The 22,344-nt window shown below is 35.4% G+C and carries 23 protein-coding genes and 4 pseudogenes; 25 read left to right on the plus strand and 2 right to left on the minus strand.

Annotated elements, in window-relative coordinates:
* Positions 1–120: 120 nt before the first annotated feature.
* Genes AC1PU0_RS07565 through nth form a run of 4 tightly spaced genes read left to right on the plus strand, consistent with a single transcriptional unit; the run spans position 121 to position 4,206 of the window.
* The gene (locus AC1PU0_RS07565) at positions 121–1,284 is read left to right on the plus strand and encodes a THUMP domain-containing class I SAM-dependent RNA methyltransferase (protein WP_206834838.1); all 1,164 of its coding nucleotides are present in this window, start codon (positions 121–123) and stop codon (positions 1,282–1,284) included.
* Between the two features lie 10 nt (positions 1,285–1,294).
* A complete protein-coding gene (locus AC1PU0_RS07570; protein WP_206849852.1) occupies positions 1,295–2,794 on the plus strand; it encodes a carboxypeptidase M32 in 1,500 nt (499 codons plus the stop codon).
* A 36-nt stretch (positions 2,795–2,830) separates the two neighbouring features.
* Positions 2,831–3,547, plus strand: coding sequence for a DnaD domain protein (locus AC1PU0_RS07575; protein ID WP_206849854.1), 717 nt, complete (start codon positions 2,831–2,833; stop codon positions 3,545–3,547).
* 11 nt (positions 3,548–3,558) lie between these two features.
* A complete protein-coding gene (gene nth, locus AC1PU0_RS07580) occupies positions 3,559–4,206 on the plus strand; it encodes an endonuclease III (protein WP_206849856.1) in 648 nt (215 codons plus the stop codon).
* A gap of 55 nt (positions 4,207–4,261) precedes the next feature.
* Here nth and AC1PU0_RS07585 read toward each other — a convergent pair whose 3' ends face one another.
* Together AC1PU0_RS07585 and AC1PU0_RS07590 are read right to left on the minus strand one after the other, a co-directional pair.
* Positions 4,262–6,064, minus strand: a complete 1,803-nt coding sequence (locus AC1PU0_RS07585) for a glycerophosphoryl diester phosphodiesterase membrane domain-containing protein (RefSeq protein ID WP_069654768.1) — start codon at positions 6,062–6,064, stop codon at positions 4,262–4,264.
* 90 nt (positions 6,065–6,154) lie between these two features.
* Positions 6,155–6,544, minus strand: a pseudogene (locus tag AC1PU0_RS07590) (TVP38/TMEM64 family protein); the annotation flags it as partial.
* Positions 6,545–7,147: 603 nt separating this feature from the next.
* On the opposite strand from AC1PU0_RS07590, the gene AC1PU0_RS07595 reads away from it, so the two are divergent.
* From AC1PU0_RS07595 to AC1PU0_RS07695, 21 genes and pseudogenes are all read left to right on the plus strand, one after another.
* Positions 7,148–8,515 (plus strand): Nramp family divalent metal transporter, encoded by a 1,368-nt coding sequence (locus AC1PU0_RS07595; RefSeq protein ID WP_206849859.1) that lies wholly within the window; start codon positions 7,148–7,150, stop codon positions 8,513–8,515.
* 116 nt (positions 8,516–8,631) lie between these two features.
* Positions 8,632–9,156, plus strand: coding sequence for a ribosome maturation factor RimM (gene rimM, locus AC1PU0_RS07600; RefSeq protein ID WP_206849860.1), 525 nt, complete (start codon positions 8,632–8,634; stop codon positions 9,154–9,156).
* The gene (trmD, locus tag AC1PU0_RS07605; RefSeq protein WP_206849890.1) at positions 9,146–9,895 is read left to right on the plus strand and encodes a tRNA (guanosine(37)-N1)-methyltransferase TrmD; all 750 of its coding nucleotides are present in this window, start codon (positions 9,146–9,148) and stop codon (positions 9,893–9,895) included. The genes rimM and trmD overlap by 11 nt, the downstream gene beginning before the upstream one ends.
* Positions 9,896–10,039: 144 nt before the next feature.
* Entirely contained in the window at positions 10,040–10,387 is a 348-nt protein-coding gene (rplS, locus tag AC1PU0_RS07610; RefSeq protein ID WP_010761540.1) for a 50S ribosomal protein L19, read from the plus strand.
* 327 nt (positions 10,388–10,714) lie between these two features.
* Entirely contained in the window at positions 10,715–11,365 is a 651-nt protein-coding gene (locus tag AC1PU0_RS07615) for a hypothetical protein (RefSeq protein ID WP_206849861.1), read from the plus strand.
* Between the two features lie 468 nt (positions 11,366–11,833).
* Positions 11,834–12,253, plus strand: a complete 420-nt coding sequence (locus AC1PU0_RS07620) for a MerR family transcriptional regulator (protein WP_069639703.1) — start codon at positions 11,834–11,836, stop codon at positions 12,251–12,253.
* A gap of 76 nt (positions 12,254–12,329) precedes the next feature.
* Complete coding sequence (locus tag AC1PU0_RS07625) at positions 12,330–13,196, plus strand: aldo/keto reductase (protein WP_206849862.1); 867 nt, start codon at positions 12,330–12,332, stop codon at positions 13,194–13,196.
* The gene (locus AC1PU0_RS07630) at positions 13,196–13,837 is read left to right on the plus strand and encodes a flavodoxin (protein WP_206849863.1); all 642 of its coding nucleotides are present in this window, start codon (positions 13,196–13,198) and stop codon (positions 13,835–13,837) included. The genes AC1PU0_RS07625 and AC1PU0_RS07630 overlap by 1 nt, the downstream gene beginning before the upstream one ends.
* Positions 13,838–13,877: 40 nt before the next feature.
* Positions 13,878–14,498 carry an NAD(P)H-binding protein gene (locus AC1PU0_RS07635; RefSeq protein ID WP_242596596.1) on the plus strand — a complete coding sequence of 207 codons (621 nt, stop codon included), beginning with the start codon at positions 13,878–13,880 and terminating at the stop codon, positions 14,496–14,498.
* A gap of 195 nt (positions 14,499–14,693) precedes the next feature.
* Positions 14,694–15,338, plus strand: a complete 645-nt coding sequence (locus tag AC1PU0_RS07640; protein WP_340689585.1) for a flavodoxin — start codon at positions 14,694–14,696, stop codon at positions 15,336–15,338.
* A gap of 16 nt (positions 15,339–15,354) precedes the next feature.
* Positions 15,355–16,653, plus strand: coding sequence for an MFS transporter (locus tag AC1PU0_RS07645; protein ID WP_206849864.1), 1,299 nt, complete (start codon positions 15,355–15,357; stop codon positions 16,651–16,653).
* Positions 16,654–16,863: 210 nt separating this feature from the next.
* Positions 16,864–17,460 carry a thioester domain-containing protein gene (locus tag AC1PU0_RS07650; protein WP_242596597.1) on the plus strand — a complete coding sequence of 199 codons (597 nt, stop codon included), beginning with the start codon at positions 16,864–16,866 and terminating at the stop codon, positions 17,458–17,460.
* A 162-nt stretch (positions 17,461–17,622) separates the two neighbouring features.
* On the plus strand, positions 17,623–18,108 hold the full coding sequence (locus AC1PU0_RS07655; protein WP_242596598.1) for an MSCRAMM family protein: 486 nt from the start codon (positions 17,623–17,625) through the stop codon (positions 18,106–18,108).
* 29 nt (positions 18,109–18,137) lie between these two features.
* On the plus strand, positions 18,138–18,773 hold the full coding sequence (locus tag AC1PU0_RS07660; protein ID WP_242596599.1) for an MSCRAMM family protein: 636 nt from the start codon (positions 18,138–18,140) through the stop codon (positions 18,771–18,773).
* A 20-nt stretch (positions 18,774–18,793) separates the two neighbouring features.
* Positions 18,794–18,880: pseudogene (locus AC1PU0_RS07665) on the plus strand (hypothetical protein); the annotation flags it as partial.
* Positions 18,881–18,931: 51 nt separating this feature from the next.
* Entirely contained in the window at positions 18,932–19,153 is a 222-nt protein-coding gene (locus AC1PU0_RS07670; protein WP_242596600.1) for a hypothetical protein, read from the plus strand.
* Positions 19,154–19,201: 48 nt separating this feature from the next.
* Positions 19,202–19,600: a prealbumin-like fold domain-containing protein gene (locus AC1PU0_RS07675; protein WP_242596601.1), complete on the plus strand. Its 399-nt coding sequence runs from the start codon at positions 19,202–19,204 to the stop codon at positions 19,598–19,600.
* A 78-nt stretch (positions 19,601–19,678) separates the two neighbouring features.
* The gene (locus AC1PU0_RS07680) at positions 19,679–19,819 is read left to right on the plus strand and encodes a hypothetical protein (protein WP_206849865.1); all 141 of its coding nucleotides are present in this window, start codon (positions 19,679–19,681) and stop codon (positions 19,817–19,819) included.
* Between the two features lie 54 nt (positions 19,820–19,873).
* A pseudogene (locus tag AC1PU0_RS07685) lies at positions 19,874–19,975 on the plus strand (DUF961 family protein); the annotation flags it as partial.
* Positions 19,965–21,590, plus strand: a pseudogene (locus tag AC1PU0_RS07690) (oleate hydratase). The pseudogenes AC1PU0_RS07685 and AC1PU0_RS07690, both read left to right, overlap by 11 nt.
* A gap of 304 nt (positions 21,591–21,894) precedes the next feature.
* Positions 21,895–22,341 (plus strand): hypothetical protein, encoded by a 447-nt coding sequence (locus tag AC1PU0_RS07695; RefSeq protein ID WP_206849866.1) that lies wholly within the window; start codon positions 21,895–21,897, stop codon positions 22,339–22,341.
* The last annotated feature ends 3 nt before the right edge of the window (positions 22,342–22,344 follow it).

Raw genomic sequence — 22,344 nt, forward strand, 5'->3', positions numbered from 1 at the left:
AGTATTCAGGATGACCTTCCAACTTTGTTGTGAAGGCTTTTTTTAAAGTAAGAGACAAACAAAGTTTTATTATAGAGTAACGAGCAGTTCTTAACGATAACAAGAACAAGAGGAGATATAATGACAAAAGAAAAAACATTTAAACTTGTCGCAACAGCTGCAAGTGGTTTAGAAGCATTAGTAGGCAAAGAATTAAGAGATTTAGGTATTCCTTGTGAAGTAGAAAATGGTAAGGCTTTATTTGAAGGGACAATGGAAACAATCGCTACGGCTAACTTATGGCTTAGAACAGCAGATCGCATCAAAATCATTGTTGGTGAATTTGATGCGTTTAGCTTCGATGAATTATTTGAAAAAGTCAAAGCGTTGCCTTGGGAAGATTATTTGCCAATGGATGCAGAATTTCCTGTGGCTGGAAAATCAATTAAATCTAAATTGTACAGCACACCAGACTGTCAATCAATTACTAAAAAAGCAATCGTTAATCGTTTAAGAGAAGTGTATCATCGCCCAGCAACAGTGCCTTTAGCTGAAACTGGTGCCTTTTTTCAATTAGAAGTTGCTCTTTTAAAAGATCATGTAACGGTAACGATCGATACAACTGGACCAAGTTTATTTAAGCGAGGTTATCGTATTGAAAAAGGTGGGGCACCATTAAAAGAAAATATGGCAGCGGCTTTAGTGACGTTAACGAATTGGCGCAAAGATCGTCCGTTTTTTGATCCTGTTTGTGGCTCGGGTACGATTTGTATTGAGGCCGCTTTGATTGGTCATAATATTGCACCAGGTTTTAACCGTGAGTTTGTCTGTGAAACTTGGGATTGGTTTGATTCCGCTGTTTTTGAAAAAGTTCGCAAAGAAGCTGATGAAAAGGCAGATTACGATGTCGAATTAGACATTATGGGATCTGATATCAACGGAAAAATGATTGAAATCGCTAAAGCAAATGCAGAAGAAATCGGGTTAGGCGATTCTATTACGTTTAAACAGTTAGCATTACGTGATTTTACAACGGAAAAAGAATATGGCGTGATGGTTGCGAATCCACCTTATGGAGAGCGTTTAGGTGAAGAGGAATCTGTACGTAAGTTGTATAAAGAAATGGGCGAAGTATTCCGCCCACTAAAAACATGGAGCAAATATATTTTAACGAGTGATTTGACGTTTGAACAATATTACGGTGCAAGAGCGACGAAGAAAAGAAAGTTATACAATGGTGCATTACGTACTGATTTGTTCCAATACTGGGGTGAAAGACCACCGAGAAAACCAAGGGAAGAGTAGGTGAAGAGACATGAAAGAACAAGAATTTTTACAAGAAATCAAAGAAATTGAGTTGTTAAACGCAGCTTTAGGTTTATTAGAATGGGATAGTCAAACTGGTATGCCAGAAGCGAGCAGTGAATTCAGAGGAGAAGCTGTCGGTTATTTATCGGGTATGTCATTTGAGCGCAGTGTGGGCCCGAAAGTTCAAGAAGCTCTTGCCTATTTTGACACACATTCAGATGAGTTGTCAGAGGTTGGATTAGCTGTTTATAAGAAGATAAAAGAAGATTACGAACTCAACCATAGTATACCAGCTGAGCGGATGCAGGCGTACAATACAGCATTAACAAATGCTCACACAGCTTGGTTGAAAGCCAGAAACGTAAAAGATTTTGCTGAGATGAAAAACGAAATTCAAGCGATCATCGATTTCCTAAAGGAGTTTATTCCTTATTGGAAAAAAGAGGAAGCAACGAATTATGATGTTTTGTTGAATCAATACGAACCTGGATTGACAGTTGAAAAATTAGATCAGATTTTTGATCAAGTAAAAACTGGAATCTTGGAAATCAGAGCTACATTAGCTGAAAAAGGGACTGTACCTCGTACGGACTTTTTATCTAGACGTGTTACGAAAGAGCAACAACGAACTTTTGTTATAGGAGTGGCAGAGCAATTAGGCTATGACTTTTCTCGTGGTCGTTTAGACGATACGGTTCATCCATTTATGTTGGATTTAAATCGTAACGATGCAAGAATCACTACACGTTGGGATGAGACCAATTTTTCAATGGCAACTTTTGGGGTCATTCATGAAGCAGGTCATGGGATTTATGAGCAAAGTATCGACCCTAAATATGATTATACGCCACTTTCTACAGGAGCTTCTATGGGGATCCACGAATCTCAATCGTTGTTTAATGAAATTATTATCGGGAGCAATAAACAATTTTGGCAAAAACAATTTTCGTTTTTTAAAGAATGCACAGAGGGTACTTTTGACGACATTGATTTTGATACTTTTTATAATTCCTTAAAAGAGACCAAAGCGAGCTTGGTACGAATTGAAGCAGATAGTTTAACGTATCCACTTCATATTATTATTCGTTATGAAATTGAGAAAATGATTTTTAATGAGGGCGTTTCAGTTGATGATCTACCTCAAATTTGGAATGACAAATATGAGGAATATTTAGGGATCCGACCAGAGAATGATTTAGAAGGAATCGTACAGGATGTTCATTGGTCTGGTGGCAGTTTTGGTTATTTCCCATCATACGCTTTAGGCTACATGTACGCTGCTCAGTTACGCCACGCAATGGGGCAAGAAATGGATGTAGATGCGGTGTTAGCGAGTGATGATTATTCATCGATCAAAAACTGGTTGACAGAGCATATTCATCAATATGGCGCATCAAGAAAGCCAAATCAATTGATTTTAGATGCAACAGGTGAAGAGTTGAATCCGCAATACTTGATCGATTATATGAAATCAATTTATTATGATGTTTATAAAATCAATGAATAACTATTTTTAGCAAGCAACAGAAACGAGGGAGCAGTTATGTTATCAATCAACGAATACCTGAAGGCCGGTGAAACGACTGTTTCCAATTTAGTTATTGAGAATTATCAAAAAATTGGTTTAACAGACGAAGAATTTTTATTTTGGTTGCAGTTGTTTCGTTCCCAATCAAAAGGTGATTTATTTCCAGATTTAATTGAAATCAGTCAAATGATGGGGAAACCTATCGATGTTATTTATAAATTGATGAATGAGCTTGTAACGCGTGGATTTTTGGTTATTGAAACGAAACAAAATGATCAAGGTCAGATGATGGATACGTATGATTTATTCCCAATTTTCGAAAAAATTGATCTTTTGCAACAAAAGCTAACTGAAAAAGAAAAAGAAGTGACGTCAGAAGAAATAATCAAACAACTTTATCAAGGGTTTGAAAAAGAGTTTGGTCGCCAACTATCTCCAATAGAACTGGAGATGATTGGTCAGTGGTTAGAAACAGATCATTATAAACCTGAACTTATCAGACTAGCGTTAAGAGAAGCAGTGTTAAATCAAGCGTATAGTTTAAAATATATCGATCGGATCTTGTTGGCTTGGGAACGTAAAAATATTACGACGAAAGAGCAAGTAGCGGAAGATCAAAAACGTCGGAAGCAAGTGTTGATTCAAAAGGAAATCGAGCAACAGGGGACCCAAAATGAGCCAATTCCTAAAGTGACACTTCATAATTGGCTTAATCCGGAAGATAGTGAATAGGAGGTAGATAAATGCTTTCTAAAGAAAAAACGATTGAAGCAATAGAAATCATGTACGATATGTTCCCCGATGCTGCATGTGAGCTGACCCATAAAAGCCCATTTCAACTATTGATTGCTGTTATTTTAAGTGCACAGGCAACAGATGTTTCTGTGAATAAAGCAACACCTGCATTATTTGCCGCATATCCAACACCAGAGGCACTTGCAACAGCACCATTAGAAGATATCATTCAAAAAATCAAAACGATCGGGTTATATCGAAATAAAGCAAAGAATATTAAAGCGTGTGCTGCCCAATTACTGGATCATTTTGACGGAAAAGTACCTGAATCACGTGAAGAGCTAGTTTCATTACCCGGTGTTGGTCGTAAAACGGCTAATGTGGTGATGGGAGATGCTTTTGGTGAACCAGCTATCGCGGTTGATACGCATGTAGAACGAGTGTCAAAGCGTTTACGTATTTGCAAGTTAGATGCCAATGTGATGGAAGTCGAGCGAACATTGATGAGAAAAATTCCTAAAGAATTATGGGTCAAAACCCATCATACAATGATTTTTTTCGGTCGTTATCACTGTTTAGCACGAAATCCTAAATGCGATAGTTGTCCGCTTTTGTATATGTGCCAAGAGGGTAAAACAAGAATGAACACAAAATAAATAGAGTACCGTAAACGGATAATTAGTTTACGGTACTCTATTTATTTATGTTATTTTAACCAATTCCAACAACGAAATGGAATAATTTATCTGAATAAGTAAGCTCATCTAAATCAACTTTAATCGTTTCATTCAGTAATTTCAGTTCATCTGTAACAATCCCATCTACACCATAAAACATCATTCGCGTCATCGTATCTTCATCATTAACGGTCCAAGCATAGACTTTTTTCCCATCATTATGAGCTGCGTTAATAAAGTTACGATTTAAAGTAGTATATTCCATCGTGAAGAAATCTACATTAGATATGGGTGGTCCAACAATATTGAAAGGCAAAATATAACCAACGTAAAATTCGGGTTCTTGTTCTTTTAATTGTGTTGCTGTATCAAAAGTCAAAGTATGGAGAATGTGTTTTTCCGTTAGAATTACTTTCCGATATTTTTTGATAAATCGTTTAACGAGATCTGGACTATCTTGTGGTGTTGTTTTGATCTCAATCAGTAATTTTTGGTTGAGTTCCTTTGCTTTTTCGAGATAGTCATCAAAGGAGCAAACGTTTGCTTCCATGCCATTCTCTTTCGCTATTAACTTAGTTAATTCATCTAAGGTTAGCTGATTTGGTCTTTTATCAACACCAGTAAGTTTTTTTAAATTAAAATCATGCATGACGACAAATTGTTTGTCTTTGGTTTCTTGTATATCCATCTCGACATAGGTAGGATGCTCTAAACTTGTTTTTTCAAGAGAGGGCAATGTATTTTGAACACCATTTTCTGCATCAACACCGCGGTGAGAGATTGTTAGCGGTTCGGTTACGGAAGGATTACTTAAATAATTCGTATTATAAGTACCAACACCAATGCCGAACAAAGCTGCTATAAAAGCAAATGAACCAATTTTGAAAACAGTCCATTCTTTCTTTGGTTGTTTGGGCTGATCGTAAAACCACTGTGGTAGCTCGGGTAAAAAGCCTTCATCATCCATGTAATCAATGGTGATATAGAAAATCCCTACTGTCGAAAAGACAATATTAAGAAGTAAAATAAATTGTAAAAGCGTCATAGCAATCACCGCACTAACTAGCGCATAATCAGGAATAGCCATCTCGATAATAGCCTGTACACTTAGAATCACGGTATAACTAAGAACGAAAACGACAAGAATACTTCCACCGATTATAATAAATTGTCCTAGAATCCTAAAAAAGTGATGTTTAGTTGAGCGCCAACTTTCTTTAACAGCTTGACGAAAGGGAACATCTCTTAAAATCATTTCAGGTAATGCAAAAATCAAACGAATTGAAAGATAGAAGAAAAGTAAATAACCTAGACCAACTAATGCAATAATCGTGACACGATTGGCGAAAATAAAGTCCATGATAAAGGCTGGAATTTTTATTTTTGCCAGTAGATCCGAGTTGAATCCTAATCCACTAAGTGGTAACACTAAGAAGAAATAGAACAGGAAAAAAAGAATTGTACTAAAGCGAATTTTCTTAAGTTGAAGAATCGTACCTTTAAGTAAATTGGTTAGAGAAATGGGTTCTTTTTTCTTGATAAAAAAAATGCTCAAGAGTAAAAAAGTAAATTCGAAGAAGACTGCAATCACGATTGCCAGTAATACAAGAATCAATGCAATCAAGACACCAGGATGCTTTAAAAATATCAGTTGAATCGTATCATAGGATAGATAATCAATCTTCCCTTGTCTCAATATAAATCGAGTCGAACTAGCTAAAAGAGGGAGTAACACAAAGAGCATAAACCCGTGCATCAACAAGACATCTCGAAAATATGCTGAGGTACCCGCAAAAAAATCAATCATGTTTTTAAAACTATTTTTTAAGTATTTCATTGTTTATTCCACCCCTACAAAACGAATAAAAGAAGATAGGATACTGTTGCATCCTATCCCAACTCTGTTTTTATTATATATTTTTATGCTTTAAAAGCCTAATAAACCGTTTAAGAATGTCCCACCGTATATCAATGCTAAACTATACAAGAAGATTGAGACGGGTTTTGCTAAGATGATGATCAATGTAAATTTCTTTAAGGACATTTTTGTCAAACCGGCCATTAAACAAAGCGCATCATCCGGCGCAATCGGTAGGAAAATAGCTAAAGCAAAGAGACGTTCAAAGCGTTTCTCATTGTCTAACCAGCCAATATATTTATTGTATGTCTTATCACTAACTAAACTTAAAATAAATGGTTTTCCGTATTGACGACCTAAAAGGAAAATAATCACAGACCCAATTGCGATTCCGACATAGTTATAGATAAAGCCAGCAAATGGTCCGAAAATAAGAACACCGGCAGCGCAACTGATACCGCCTGGTATAATTGGAATAACGACCTGAATGATCTGGATCAACATAAACAATATAGGACCTAAGATAACAGAGTCACCGACTAATCCTCTCAATGCTTCTACATCCTTAAAAACACCTAATCGTATAAAATAAATGGTCACAGCAATCGTTGCTATAATTCCCACGATTGAAATGCAGTTAATAATTTTTCTTGAAAGCGCGATGCTCATATCTATCATCTCCTTAGTTTATAAGCGTAATGGCTCGTTTAATCTCGTAGAACAATTAGAAAACAAGGTTGTCATGGACAATAGCTTATTTTTTTCTAGAGACTAACAAATATTTTGTTAAATTAATTATTTATAGTATAAAAGTCTTTGAATTATTTTACCATTGTTACTTAGCAAATTTCACGAACAAAGTTGTAAGAAGGAACTTATTATGTGTATTATACAAAGAATTATTAAGGAAAACATCCTACTTTAGCCCTAAATGAGAAAATTACTAAGTGATTCCTATTTACAAGAAACAATGAGAGGATTATAATTGTTTTAAAGATTAAGGCGTGCCTAAAAATATAATAGTATAAACCTGATGATTTATAGTTGGAAGAAGGATTAAGGATGAAGAAAGAAAAAAATGAAGCAGAGAAGTTATTGGACTATGCAAATGGGCCTAGTTTAGAGGAGATCAATAATACTGTTGATGTACCGAAAAATGCTAATTTTTGGCGAACATTGATGGCTTATAGTGGACCTGGGGCTCTGGTAGCGGTCGGATATATGGATCCCGGGAATTGGATCACATCGATCGCTGGTGGTGCGGAATATAAATATGCATTACTGAGTGTCATCTTATTATCTAGCTTGATTGCTATGTTGCTTCAAAGTATGGCAGCTAAATTAGGTATCGTAACGGGAAGAGATTTGGCTCAAGCGACTAGAGAACATACAAGCAAAAAGACAGGATTTGTTTTATGGATCATTACTGAACTTGCAATTATGGCAACAGACATTGCGGAGGTAATTGGTGGCGCTGTTGCTTTACAATTATTATTTGGTTTCCCATTATTGATCGGTGTATTGATTACGACGTTTGATGTCCTTTTATTGTTGCTGTTGACGAAACTAGGTTTTAGAAAAATCGAAGCGATCGTAGCGTGTTTGATTGCCATTATCTTTTTTGTGTTTGCGTATGAAGTTGCATTAGCTGATCCAAACATTGGTGAAGTCCTGCGTGGTTTTATTCCTGATACTAGAATAGCTAGTGACAAATCGATGCTATTTTTAGCACTAGGAATCGTTGGAGCAACTGTAATGCCCCATAATTTATATTTGCATTCATCTATTGCACAAGCAAGAAAATTCGATCGTAATGATGATAAAGCAAAAGCAAAAGCCATCCGTTTTACAATTTGGGATTCCAATATCCAATTAACGGTTGCATTTATTGTCAATTGTTTGTTGTTGATTTTAGGTGGTGCATTGTTTTACGGGACAAATAGTGATTTGGGTAAGTTTGTGGACCTGTATGATGCGTTGAAGAACCCTGACATTGTTGGAAACATTGCGAGCCCTGTTTTGAGTATTCTGTTTGCCGTAGCATTGCTTGCATCTGGTCAGAATTCAACGATAACTGGGACACTTTCTGGTCAAATCGTTATGGAAGGGTTTATTCACTTAAAAATGCCGCTGTGGATGCGTAGAGTCGTAACACGTTTGATTGCGATCGTACCGGTAATTATCTGTGTGATTCTTTATGGCGGCAGAGAATCAGCGGTAGAAGATTTACTGTTATATACTCAAGTATTTTTAAGTATAGCTTTGCCAATCTCAATCATTCCTTTAACGATGTATACAAGTGATAAAAAAATCATGGGCCGATTCGCTAACCCAATGTGGGTCAAAGTTTTGGCTTGGATCATTGCGATTATCTTGACAGCATTGAACTTATTCTTGATTTACGGAACGTTAACAGGAGTAAATGCTTAGAATAGAAAAAGAAAGCGATTCTTATTGGGGTGGCTTTCTTTTTGCATATATAATAGAATTTGGTTTGCAGAAATGGTAGAATGAACAAGACTAAAATTTTGAAATGAGGGTTTTAAGTGACTGAATATTTAAATGTTGGAAAAATCGTCAATACTCAAGGCTTAAAAGGCGAAGTACGAATAATTTCCCAAACGGATTTTCCAGAACTACGCTATAAAAAAGGATCAGTTTTGACATTATTTCAAGAAAAAAAGGTACCAATTGAATTAACGATCAAAACGCACAGAAAACATAAAAATTTTGATATTGTAACATTTGAAGATCATCTTTCTATCAACGATGTTGAGAAATATCGTGATGGGATACTAAAAGTGTCAAAAGATGGTTTGAAGGATTTACCAGGAGATGAATTTTATTATCACGAAATCATTGGGTTGACGGTTATCGATGAAAACGATGAAGAACTTGGTAAAATCAAAGAAATTCTTTCACCTGGCGCAAATGATGTCTGGGTTGTTCAAAGACCGAAGAAAAAAGATGTGTTGATTCCTTATATCGAATCTGTTGTTAAGTCTGTTGATATTGAAGAAGGAGTCGTTCGTGTAGAAATTCCAGAAGGTTTGATTGATGATGAAAATTGATGTGTTAACGCTTTTTCCACGAATGTTTGAAGGTCCGATGGGGGAATCGATCATTGGAAAAGCTGTAGAGAAAAATTTACTGGAAATCAATGTTTTTAATTTTCGTGATCATTCTGATAATAAGCATCAGTCGGTTGACGATTATCCTTATGGTGGTGGAGCAGGAATGCTGCTAAAAGTTCAACCAATTTTTGACAACTTAAGAAGAATCGAAGAGGCATCACCAGAAACTAAAAAACGTGTGATCTTGCTAGATCCAGCGGGGAAACGTTTTGACCAAAAAATGGCGGAAGAGTTTTCCGAAGAGGAGCATTTAATTTTTATTTGCGGCCATTATGAAGGGTACGATGAGCGGATTCGTTCTCTTGTTACGGACGAAGTTTCATTAGGAGATTATGTTTTAACTGGTGGAGAATTAGGTGCAATGGTCATGATCGATGCAACTGTTCGTTTACTTCCAGATGTTTTAGGAAATAAATTATCTGCGCAAACAGATTCTCATTCAACAGGATTGTTGGAACATCCACAATACACACGTCCAGCTGAATTTAATGGAATGAACGTGCCAGAAGTCCTAACGAATGGCAATCATAAATTGATTGCGGAATGGCAATTGAAAGAATCATTGCGTAGAACGTATTTAAGACGTCCAGATATGCTGGAAACTCTTGAACTTGACGATGAAATGAAAAAATTCCTTGCAGAAATCATCAAGGAAGAAAAGTCCGCACGTGAATAGAAATCGAACCATCTTTAAAGAAAAATTCCTTTACAGCTTAGATGAGCTATGTTAAACTATTTCAGTGAGTGCAAAGCGCTCAACTATTACGATATTCCGCTGTGGCATAGGCCATAAGAATGTTTGGAATGAGGAGAAAAAAGAATGAATCCATTAATTCAAGAATTAACACAAGAACAATTACGTACGGATATCCCTGCGTTTCGTCCTGGAGACACTGTTCGCGTACATGCGAAAGTAGTTGAAGGAACACGCGAACGTATCCAATTATTTGAAGGAGTTGTTATCGGACGCCGCGGCGCTGGTATCAGCGAAACTTATACAGTACGTAAAATTTCAAACGGTGTTGGTGTGGAACGTACTTTCCCATTACACACACCACGTGTTGCTCAAATCGAAGTAGTTCGCTATGGTAAAGTTCGTCGTGCGAAACTTTATTACTTACGTGCATTACATGGTAAAGCAGCTCGTATCAAAGAAATTAGAAGATAAGTGTTTCTTAGATTGCCCGAGTAATAAAAAAGTGCGAAAGTCCTTGATATCAAGGGCTTTTTCTTTTGGTTTTGTTTAAGAAAATCAATGGTATTTTCTGTGCTTGTCCTTGATTATCCCAGCTTGACTACCTATGTTGTCAGAAAGTAGGTAGAAATCATCGAGAAAGTTGACGACAAAAAGGATTCCTAAAATACCAAAACGATGCTCCAATTTAGCAGATTAGAGGATGAGTCTACTAAATACAGAGAAGAACCTGTACAGTTGGTGCAGGTGTAAAATGGACAAGCCAAAGTACTTTTTTACAAATGAAAGGGTGAGTAACTGATGACAGTAAAGGATCATCGAACGATTTGGAAAGAAAAAAATGATTTAGAATTGATGGTATTAATTCAAGAATTTATTGAATTTGAAGGTATCACAAGTGTTAGAGACTATCAGAACGCAAAAAAAGAGTTTCCGAATAAAGTGCCGAGCTTATGGTTTATCAATGAGCGTTTTGGTTCGTGGGAAAATTTGCAAAATCGTTTAGGAAATAAAACATACGATCGATATAGATGGGCAAAATATTCAGACGACCAGCTGTTTGAGATTCTCCAATCTTTTATTGTGAAGAATAATATTCGGTCACAAAGGATGTATGAAAAAAAACGTAAAGGTAAAAACCTCCCAAGCTTATCAACGGTTAATAAAAGGCAGATTGATATAAGCCAATTATTTGATAAACGAGTGGGCTCTAAAAGGTTTGTAACAGACTTTGAATTGCTAACAAGTTTGAAAAATGAAATTGTTCGATTGAACTTGGAAGAAAGCTTATCTATGACTGAATTTAGAAAAAGGTATGATCGAGACGCTTTACCATCAATTGATACAATTATGAGACGAACAAATAAAAATTGGGAAGAGCTACTAACTGAAATTGGGTACGATTATCGACCAATTAAAACAAGTAGACTTTTACAGAATTTAGAAAATTAAATAGTAGAAACAAGTGAACATCAGACACTTGAAGCATGACACTAGAGCAAGATTTTGAACCTAAAAATCTTGCTTTTTTTTTGAAGAATAAATTAAATTGGAAGGTGGCAATCTAACACAAATCTGTTTATTCAAGATGAGAATTTTTCAATACTATAATGAAAATAAAGTTAATTAGTATAATAAGCTGTGGATAAGCAGAGGATTCAGTTATTTCTAATTTTTTTTAGACAAGTTTTAATCAATTCTGATTGAAACGATTGATTAATTGTTAAGGAAGTAAGTAAAAAAATTTTTATATAGAAATTTATTCTTTTATAAAGTGGCTTGTTATTCTATTTTGAGATCCTGTTGATGAATTATTTATGGACACTCCGAAAAATTAATGTAGCCTTTTATGCTTTTATTCTTGCCATGGAGTTAGCTCTATGGTTTAGTATAGGTGACAGAAACAAGGAGGGACTTATGATGAATATCAAGAAAGCTGCAGAAATGTTTGATTTAAGCATTGATACGCTACGTTATTATGAACGAGTAGGAGTCATACCGCCTGTTCATCGGAATACAAGCGGTTATCGTGACTATACAACAAATGATTTGAATTGGATTTACTTAGCCAAAAGTTTACGACATGCTGGGTTATCTGTTGAATCTTTAATTGAATTTGCCCAACTAGCTCAATTACGAGAAACAGAGAATGTAGAAGACGCTCAGAAGCAAATTTTATCAGATCAGTTAGAAGAGTTAGATAAAAAGATTGCCGAATTACATGAAGTTAGAGAACTACTGGTTTATAAAATCGAAACGTATGATGAGCATATTGCAAAATTTAAAGCAGGCGAAATGGGACCTGATAAGGTTGAAAAATTATGGGAACGAAAAAAATAGAAGTTTCTACTTGCTATGGAGTTCACTTTAGGGTTTAAGATAGATCATGTAAAGAAAATTAGAGGAGGAAATTGAGATGAAAACAGTTAAATTAAACAATGGTGTAGAAATGCCGCAACTTGGATTCGGAGTGTATCAAATCCCATTAAATGAAACAGCGGAGGCTGTTTACCAAGCAATCAAGGCAGGATATCGTTTGATTGATACGGCGTCTATTTATGGAAATGAAAAAGAGACAGGGGAAGGCATCAAACGTGCAATTGATGAAAAACTTGTGACGCGTGAAGAACTGTTTGTTACGTCAAAACTTTTTATTTTGCAAGCCCCGGAAGCTAAAGCTACTGAAACAATTGAGCAATCACTTACAACTATGGGCTTGGATTATCTAGATCTTTATCTGATTCATCAACCTTACGGAGATATTTATGGCGCATGGAGAGCCATGTGTGCAGCTCAAAAAGTAGGGAAGCTACGAGCGATTGGTATCTCAAACTTCAAATCAGCTAAAATGATTGAATTTGTAGGATTGAATGAAGTGAAACCGCAGATCAATCAAATTGAAGTGAATCCTTGGAATCAGCGAATCGAAGACCAAGAATGGCATGAGAAGTATGATGTACAAGTAGAAGCTTGGGCACCATTTGCAGAGGGACGACATGATTTGTTTACAAATCCAGTTTTGGCTGAAATTGGGGCACAGTATGGTAAAACGGTTGGTCAAGTGGTACTTCGTTGGTTAATGCAACGTGGAATTATCGCTTTAGCAAAATCTGTTCGTCCAGAACGAATGGCTGAAAATATTGATATCTTTGATTTTGAATTATCGAAAGAAGATATTAAAAAAATCGCATGTTTAGATATGAAAGAATCGGCATTTTTCGATCATGACGCACCGCAACAAGTAGAATGGTTTATGAATCGAATGAAAGAGACAGAGAAATAATGAAAAAGATATTGGTCTTAATTTTGTCATTACTATTTGTATTATCTGGTTGTTTTCAAGCGGATAATACAAAAGAAAGTAGTACAAAGGTTAATCCCAATGATAAAGCTGTTATTCTTTATTTTTCTAAACCAGAAATGAATGATTCTGATACAGTAGCTGGAGCAAGTCGCGTCGTCACAGAAAATGAGGAAATCTTAGGGAATGTTGAACAACTTGCGACTTGGATTGCTGAAGACACAAAGTATCCACTAGCTAAAATTGAAACCACAGAAAATTATCCAGATGATCATGAGGTCTTGGTAGACCAAGCAACAACAGAGCGTTCAAGTGATTTTAGACCTGAATTAAAGCCGCTTAATGTTGATTTGACTGAATATGACACGATTTATATCGGTTATCCAATTTGGTGGTCAGATCTACCTATGGCCATGTATAGCTTTTTTGAGAAAAATGATTTAGCTGGTAAAACAATTATTCCATTCTCAAGTCATGGAGGAAGTGGCTTAGCTGGAACTGTTGAAACGGTGGAAAAATTAAGTAAAGATGCCTCAGTTGAGACTAGTAATGTCTTAAGTATCTCGCGCGATGATATACCCAACTCAAGAAAAGAAGTAGAAAATTGGCTGAAATCATTTTAACTGAGGAATTAAAAATTAAACCTAGAGAAGGGGAAAAATAATGGTTAACGTTCTTATTATTGGTGCAGGTAGTCAAATTCCAGAAGTGTTGATTCCACTTTTACAAGAACAAGCGAATCTGAAATTAACATTGTTTGGAAGAAATGCAACACATTTACCTTATACAGACATAGCCAAAATTTCTGGTGATGCTAGTAATTTGTCAGATTTGATAAATGCCATGCAAAATCAAGACATTGTTTATATGAATTTTGACAATAAATCAGTTACTGAAATGGTGATTAGAGCAATGAGTCAAACAGGCGTTAAACGTATTATTCAGGCTGGTGTTCTAAGTGTTTACGGAGAAGTTTCGGAACCTTTTGCCACTTGGAATAGTCGAATGATGGGAGGTACTGTCGCTCATAACCGAGGCATTGAAGCACTAGAGATAAGTGATTTAGATTATACCTATATGCGGATGACTTGGTTATATAATGGCAAGGGAAGTGACTATGTGGCAAGCCCTAAAGGAGAACCATTTTTAGGTGTTCAAATTAGTAGACGTGCGATTGCTCAATTTGTTCTGGACAATATTACAGGAAAACGCAATGACATAAAAGCGAGTATCGGTTTATGGGAACCAGGTTCAGAAAATAAGCCTAAACCTGATTTCTATTAAATTTGAAGAAAATGTCTTTATTCAAAGGGAATCGTTTAATGCAGTAAAAACAAGTATAAATTCTTTCATCTATGAAGCGTATTAATCGATGCTACTCATAATAAAAGATAAATCAGGGGTGAGACACAGCTTATTTTCTAGCTGTGTTAAAGCCCTCTTCTACATTAAACGGTGTTTCAAAAGGGGAGACACAGAATGAAAAAGAAAGCTATTATCTTGCCAGTAACAGTAATAGGACTAGTTGTGATTATTGCTATTGCTCTATCAAACGTACTGAGCAATGAGACTAATGAAAGGGAAGTGTCTATCATGGTAAATCCTAAAACGTTAATTGTGTATTATTCACGAACTGGAAATACAAAGGTGGTTGCAGAGCTTATTCAAGAAAAGCTCGGCGGGGACTTATTTCAAATTGAAACCCAAGAAAAAAGACCTTCAAATTATAGAAAAGAAGTCGAACAAAATGAAGAGGAACAAGAGGGCAATGTGTTGCCTGAATTAAAATCAAAAATTTCTAATTTCAATCAATATGATTGGATTTTTATAGGAGCACCAACTTGGAATATGGCATTACCACAAGCAATTCTCACGTTTATGGATAGCTATGAGTTTGCGGGAAAAACAGTGATTCCCTTTAATACAAATGGAGGGTATGGAACAGGCTCAACATTCAATCAAATAAAATTTGGTGTTCAAGGAGCGGAAGTTCTTGATGGATATTCTGTGAAAGGTGGAGAAGAAACCAACGGAACCTTACTTGCAATTGAAGGAGAAAGAAAAGTAGAGGTATCAAGAGAAATAGACACCTGGTTAGAAAAGATTGGACAATTAAATAACTAGAAGGAAGTTAAAGAATTTGAATAAACAGAAATTTGGGTTTATATTACCCATAACCTTATTATCTTATTTTCTGATATTAATGGATAACTCAATTATTTTTACAAGTTCAGTTCAGATAGGACAAAGTTTAGGACTCTCTGCTACAGCTCTTTCGTGGGTGTCGAGTGCCTATACGCTAACGTTTGGAGGCTTTTTACTTTTAAGTGGACGTCTCTCTGATTTGTTAGGGAGAAAACGTATTTTTTTAGTTGGATTGCTTATTTTTGGCATCAGCTCACTACTAATAGGGTTATCCCAAACAGCAAATATGATGATTGCCATGCGTGCTGTCCAAGGAATAGGCAGTTCTATTATCGCACCTACGACACTCGCATTGATTATGGATGCTTATAAAGGTGACATGCGACAAAAAGCTATTTCATATTACGGTGCAACCGCTGGAATTGGATCAAGTGTGGGGCTATTAGTCGGTGGTGGCTTGACTAGTTTGATTTCATGGCGTGCAGGTTTTTTGATTAATGTGCCATTCACCGTTATATTGATTTTCTTAACGCTAAAATTTGTAAAGAACTCGGAAATCAAGAAAGAGGAAATTGATTATTTTGGAAGTTTCCTTTCAATTATAGGATTAGTAGGAATTATCTACGGTTTTACTGAGGGAAAGTGGCTTATTATTAGCATAGGCTTTATTATTTTAGGGTTGTTTATTATTTGGGAACGGAACATTTCTTCCCCTATTTTACCATTGTCTCTTTTTAAAAATAGAGTTCGTTCTGGTGCATATGTTGCTCGTCTATTATTTATGATGGCTATGTTACCATTTTGGTTCTTTTTACCTCAAATGATGCAAAATCACTATGGTTTTTCAGCATTACAATCCGGCATGGCATTTTTACCGCTGACTATTGTTAATTTTATTGTAGCGATGCAATTGCCAAGGTTAACTTCTAAATTTGGCAATGGCAAGATTTTACTTACTGGAGAGGTAACGTTAGCGTTTGGTTTGATTCTTCTCGCAGTTTCGAACTTAAATAATGGTTATTGGGGTGCGATCTTTGTCCCGATGTTGATACTTGGAGTGGGACAAGGGTTGATTTTAGCACCAGTGACATCGGCAGGAGTCTATGAAGCGCCGACTGAACTCTCCGGTATAGCGAGTGGCGTGACGAATACGATGCATCAGATTGGAGGACCAATTGGTTTATCACTGATTGTTTCTGTTACAAGTGAGTTTCATACTGAAATCTGGATGATGACAGTCTTCACACTTATTTCAATTTTAGTTGTGATATTTTTTGTTAGCTCCAATAAGTAAGCTAATTTATATGTTTAGTAAATTAGTTAAAATGCAGTGACAAGATTCTTTGTAGGGAAAACAGAGGGAATCATGTCCTTTAATAAAGATTAAAAATTAGATATGATATAATTTTTAACCAATTTTTTTAATTTAATAAGGTCGCGAAAAAAGTCAGATTTTGAACTAAAAAATCTGGCTCTTTTTTTATGGAAAAAAGGAGGAAGCATTATGAAAAAAGTAAATAAACTAATCAATCGATTATTATTGTTCGTATTAATCACACTACCCCTTATTACTTCTGCATCATCCGTATACGCTGCGGAAGGGTCATTTCATAAGATTGGGGATTGGGTGTCTACATGGCACTCCAAATTACTCAATGGGACACATTGGACAGAGCAAGGCTCGAATATGATGACAGTTGATGGGAATCCAGCATTTTGTATTGAGCATGGTATCCCTTTGACGGAGCCAGGAGCAGGCTTTGAACCTAGCGAATTGAGTATACCAGAAAAGGATCGTCTAGCCCTGATTGCTTATTATGGGTATCAAACTAATCCTAATGCACTAACGTATACCATTACACAGCATATTATTTGGGAAACACTAGGAAATGAATTGTTAACAAGCCAGGTTCCAAACTATCAAGCAGAAAAGCAACGAATATTGAATCAGGTGGATGCTCATAATAGTAAGCCAAGTTTTGATAATCAAACGATTGAACTAAATGTTGGTGAGTCCATTACCCTAAATGATTCAAATGGTGTGCTAAACAAATATAAGGTATTGGCTAGTAATTCAGCAAATTTAAACGTTGAAAAATAAGTAAATACACTAAAGCTAACGGCTAAAGCAGCTTCTAAAGAAACAGGGACATTACAGTATGATATTGCCAATAAAAACGATGTAGGAACAACTTTTGTTTATCATAAGAAAGGTCAACAAAGATTAGCTAAATTTAAACTAAATTCAGCGGGAAGCTTTGGCTTGACTATTAAAGTGAATTTAAACGGACATGTCAAGCTTAAGAAAGTAGATGAAACGACAGGAAAAGCATTGGCAAATACAAAGATAAAATTTGAATATGCTGGACAAATGAAAGAGGTCACTACGAAGGAGGATGGTTTAGCTGAATTAAGGGATATTAAAGCAGGAACAAAGGTTAAAATAACGGAAATACAAGCTGCTGATGGATTTGTCAATAAGGGGCTGTCTCAAGAAATCGTGATTGAACCGAATAAGACAATTGAAATTACATGGAATAACCAACCTCAAATAGGGCTATTGAAGCTAACGAAGCTTGGCAAACAACCAGTAAAGTTAACCTCATTAAATTCTGAATATGGCTTTATTCAGCAATTAGAGTATGATCAAGCACCGTTAGCGAACGTTGTCTTTGATTTAAAAGCAGCGGAAGATATTTTGGTGGTGGCACAAAACGATATGCTAAGGGAGAGGTTGTTGCGACTGTAACGACCAATAATGATGGGGGTGTTGAGAATATGCCCCAGCTCTTTTTAGGGAAATATGTTGCAGTGGAAAAAAGTGCACCTGCTGGGTTTATTATCAATGAAGTCGAATTACCATTTGAATTTACTTATGGTGGACAAACTGTTGAGTTAGTTTCGACAAGCTTAGACATAAAAAATGATTTTCAAGAGGTTGAGCTCATGATTCATAAGGATGAGGAAAGTATAAAGGGGTGGAAAGGTAATAGCCCAATGCTAGAGACTGTCCCATCCGAAGAAAAGATCTTTGGTTTATATAATGTGGAGGCTATTCATGTAAACGATTGTTTAACTGTTGTTCCTAATAGTTTGATGGCTGTTATTAAAACAAGTGATGGTATTGGTCATGAGCAATTAAACTTACAAGTGGGCAATTACTATGTCAAAGAATTAAGTGCAGGTTCTCTTCATGAGTTAGATACGCGTCAATTTCCGTTTACGTTTGATGGTAACAATCAAGATCGAGTGGTGAAGATTAATGTATCTGATGAAGAAGATCAACCAATTCTTAATAAGCTTCATTTTATCAGTTTTCTTTTATCAAGGAAAACGAGAAGACAATTCTTCATGAGAAGGAAGGTTATACGTACGACTTTTCTGGAAATGCTAAAGGTGCTGTCTTTACATTAGAAGATGAAGAGGAAAAGGTCATACAAACTGTAACAGCTGATGAAAAATCGGTTGTTTCCTTCAAAAATGTTCCAGTAGGCACCTTTATATTAAAAGAAAAAGAACCGTCTTCTGCTGATTATCTTATCTCTGAACAATCGATAAAAATTGTCTCTACAATGGAGGGCATAACAGCATATGATGAAAAAGGAAAAGAATTGTCATTAACAGATAAAAATGCTAAAAAAGATACTTCTGCAACAAAAGAAGCAACTGATTCAGAGATTGAGCTAAATTCAACAACGTCAATCCCAATGGATGAAAAAAATGAAAATTCTGATGAACAGCTCAAGTTGGATGAATCAATAGAACCACTATTCAAAATCCAAAATATTTTGTAGAAGGGTGGAGCAGAGCTGTCTAAAATAGATGTTGCTACAGCTGATCCATTGCCTAAAACAGGGATTCAAATTTTGGATAAAGACGGGAAAATTGTGGTTGAAGGTCGAACGGATGAAAAAGGACAGTTTAAATTTAAGGGGCTGCCAGCAGGAAACTATACGTTTAAAGAGTTTGATCCTCCAGAAGGGTATGAGTTAGACGAAACACCGTTGCCTTTTGAAATTGCAGAGGATAATGAGATTGTAAAATGTGAGATGACCAATAAAAAAATACCTGAAAAACTAGAGCCTAAAAATCCTCAGCCAAAAGAAAAAGGCCGTTTACCACAAACAGGTGAACAAAAACGAAATAGGGTAGTAGTGGTAATTGGCTTGTTGCTTATTGTTAGTTTTGCGGGGGGAATTGGTTACAAGAGGTATCTCAAAAACTTTAATAAAGATAACTAAGAAATAATGGGAAAGGCGATCAGACACACAGGTCGTCTTTTTTATTTGTTAAATTATTGAGAGGGGGTGACGTATAAAATGAGAAGTAGACGAGATCATGTCTCTTTTAAAGAGAATTTATTGAGCAAGGGCGCTCTCTTTAAAACAGGTGCTGTGCTGTTTCTAGGGACAATAGCTATATTAGGCTACAAACGATTAAGAAAGTCTGATTCTAACTAGATTTAAGCTGGAGCTATTTAAATTTAAAAGGAAAGAAGGAAAGAAGGAAAAAGAATGGAACTAAAACACATTATTCCAAATATGGAACAAACCTTTGGACAACTTGAATATGCAGGAGAAGGGGTGGTTGAACAACGCCGAATAAATGGCAGTATACTTAATTAGAGATGGAAGCTGGATCGGAGAGAACATTACAATTTATGGTCTTGAAAAGCATGGTGCAAATGATGGAGGGAAAATATCTGATTATGAAGACGAATATGGAAATGAACTTTTGACTAATAACCAAGGCTATTTATCTAAGGGTGGAAGAATGCTAAATGAGGAAATCTTTGAAAATTTATGGGATATTTTAAAGTCAACTCCTTCAATAGAGAATCCCAAAAAGAATGTAACGCAAGAAATTTTAGAATTTGATCATCATCATCCGACGTTAGATGTTGGGAGATTAATTGATGAATTAGGTACGAGAACAAAACCCAATAAAAATAATTATAAACATATGCAGTTTAACAATAAAGACAGGGCTTTATTAACAAAACTTTTACTGATGCCAGAAAAAAATGAAAGAACTTTAAATAATATCAGCATTAAGGAATGGTTCAAAAATAGCCCTCATCTTTTTGAAACAAATTTTTGGTATATGTGGCAGACAACATTTGCATTTAAGGAATCTAGTTCTGTGATGGAGCTTCGACGTTATATGAATCGTATGATTCTTGAATTCAGTAGAATTCATACCTTAGAAGGTGTTACGAGAACACCATTCATCCAGTATGAAAGTATCATATCGCCGGTAAGAGAATATTTGAAGGATAAAGGGGTTAAATTTGTTAATAATATCAAAGTTACTGATTGGGAATTCAAAGATACGACGCCTAAGGACGATATAATTGTGACAGGATTACATTTTGAGAATATTTTGAGTCATGAAAAAGGGATAATATCTGTTTCAGAAGATGATTTAGTTTTTGATACAAATGGATCGATAACTGATAGTTCTATAATCGGCGACTTTACGACACCAATAAAAGAAAATATGGAGTATGCACCTAGTGCCATGTTGTGCAAAAAAGCAACAGATCGTTTTTATTCGTTAGGATAACCAGATAAGTTTTTTAATGATCGTGATCAAAGTGAGTGGATGAGTTTTACCGTAACTCTTGATAATCATTATCTCATTAAGCAAATTTCCCGTATTACACAGCAGTCTCCAGGTAATGCATTAAATACTTGGATTAGGAGTTCAGCTTTATTGTCAATAGTGGTTCCTCATCAGCCTCATTTTAAAACACAAAAGAGCAATGAATCAGTTTTTTGGGGTTACTTTATGTATCCAAGACGAAATGGTGATTATGTCAAAAAACCAATAATCGAAATGACAGGAAAAGAGATGCTTGAAGAGTTTTTGGACCATTTAGCTCTAACAGATTCATGTAATGATAATATAGGGAATCATACAAAAAAAATTATGGATTCTGTTATAAATGTAATTCCTGTATATTTACCATATGCTAGCTCATTATTTAATCAAAGAGCCGTTGGAGATCGCCCAAAAGTAGTTCCTAAAAATTCTAAAAACTTAGCCTTTGTTAGTCAGTTTTGTGAACACCCTTTCGATATGGTGTTTACCGAACAGTATTCAGTTAGAGCTGCACAAATTGCTGTGTATACATTCTTAGGATTGCCCGAAAATAAATTGACATCATTGAATCACTATGAGAAAAATCTAGAAATATTAACAAGAGCATCAATTACAATGTTTCGATAAATAAGGAGTGACATAGAGCATGAGAAAACGGAAATATTATTTTAAAAAAATTTTATCAGTATCTATTTTTGGAGGTGTCATATTTTACGCGATAAAAAAATATGTTGATTCATTGAATGAATAGCAGAGGAATTCTTGTTCTTCAATTGACATTTGTCTTGTTACTAATCAATTCGTAATAGTTAAAATAATGGAAACTCCAAAGAGAAGATATTTCTTTGAAGTTTCCATTTTTCAAATAATTTTAAAAATCTGTGTCTTTTCAGTCACTTGTTTTGTTGGTAATAAGTGGAAGGAGAAAATAATGGATAAATTTGATGAAAAAGAACTGATCTACCAGCAAATGAATTTATTGATGAAGGAAAGGAGTGAACTAACAAAATCATATAATGCGCTTAAAGATAGATTATTTAATTTAGATTTCGAACTGGATAAGGATTATATGATGAAACAAAAATCCGCAAAAATACCTAAGTCTGAAATTGAAAATCAAAAGTATTTACTAGCAAAAAAAGAAGGGATAAAACGAAATCAGTCCTACCAAAAAATTAGCCTCACCATTGCTTCTATATTGAAAGAGGCAAACGTCCCACTCTCAAATAAAGAGATCTATAGGATTTTAACAAAAGAACATCAGTTAACTATATCCTATCCTAACTTTACAAATAACATCCTACCTAGAATAAAAGAAGATTCATCCATTCACGTTGAACGTGCTTACCGCGGTTATTGGCAATACCGCTTAACATAAATT

The sequence above is a fragment of the Enterococcus sp. XAF26B05_ASV22 genome (assembly GCF_056727285.1).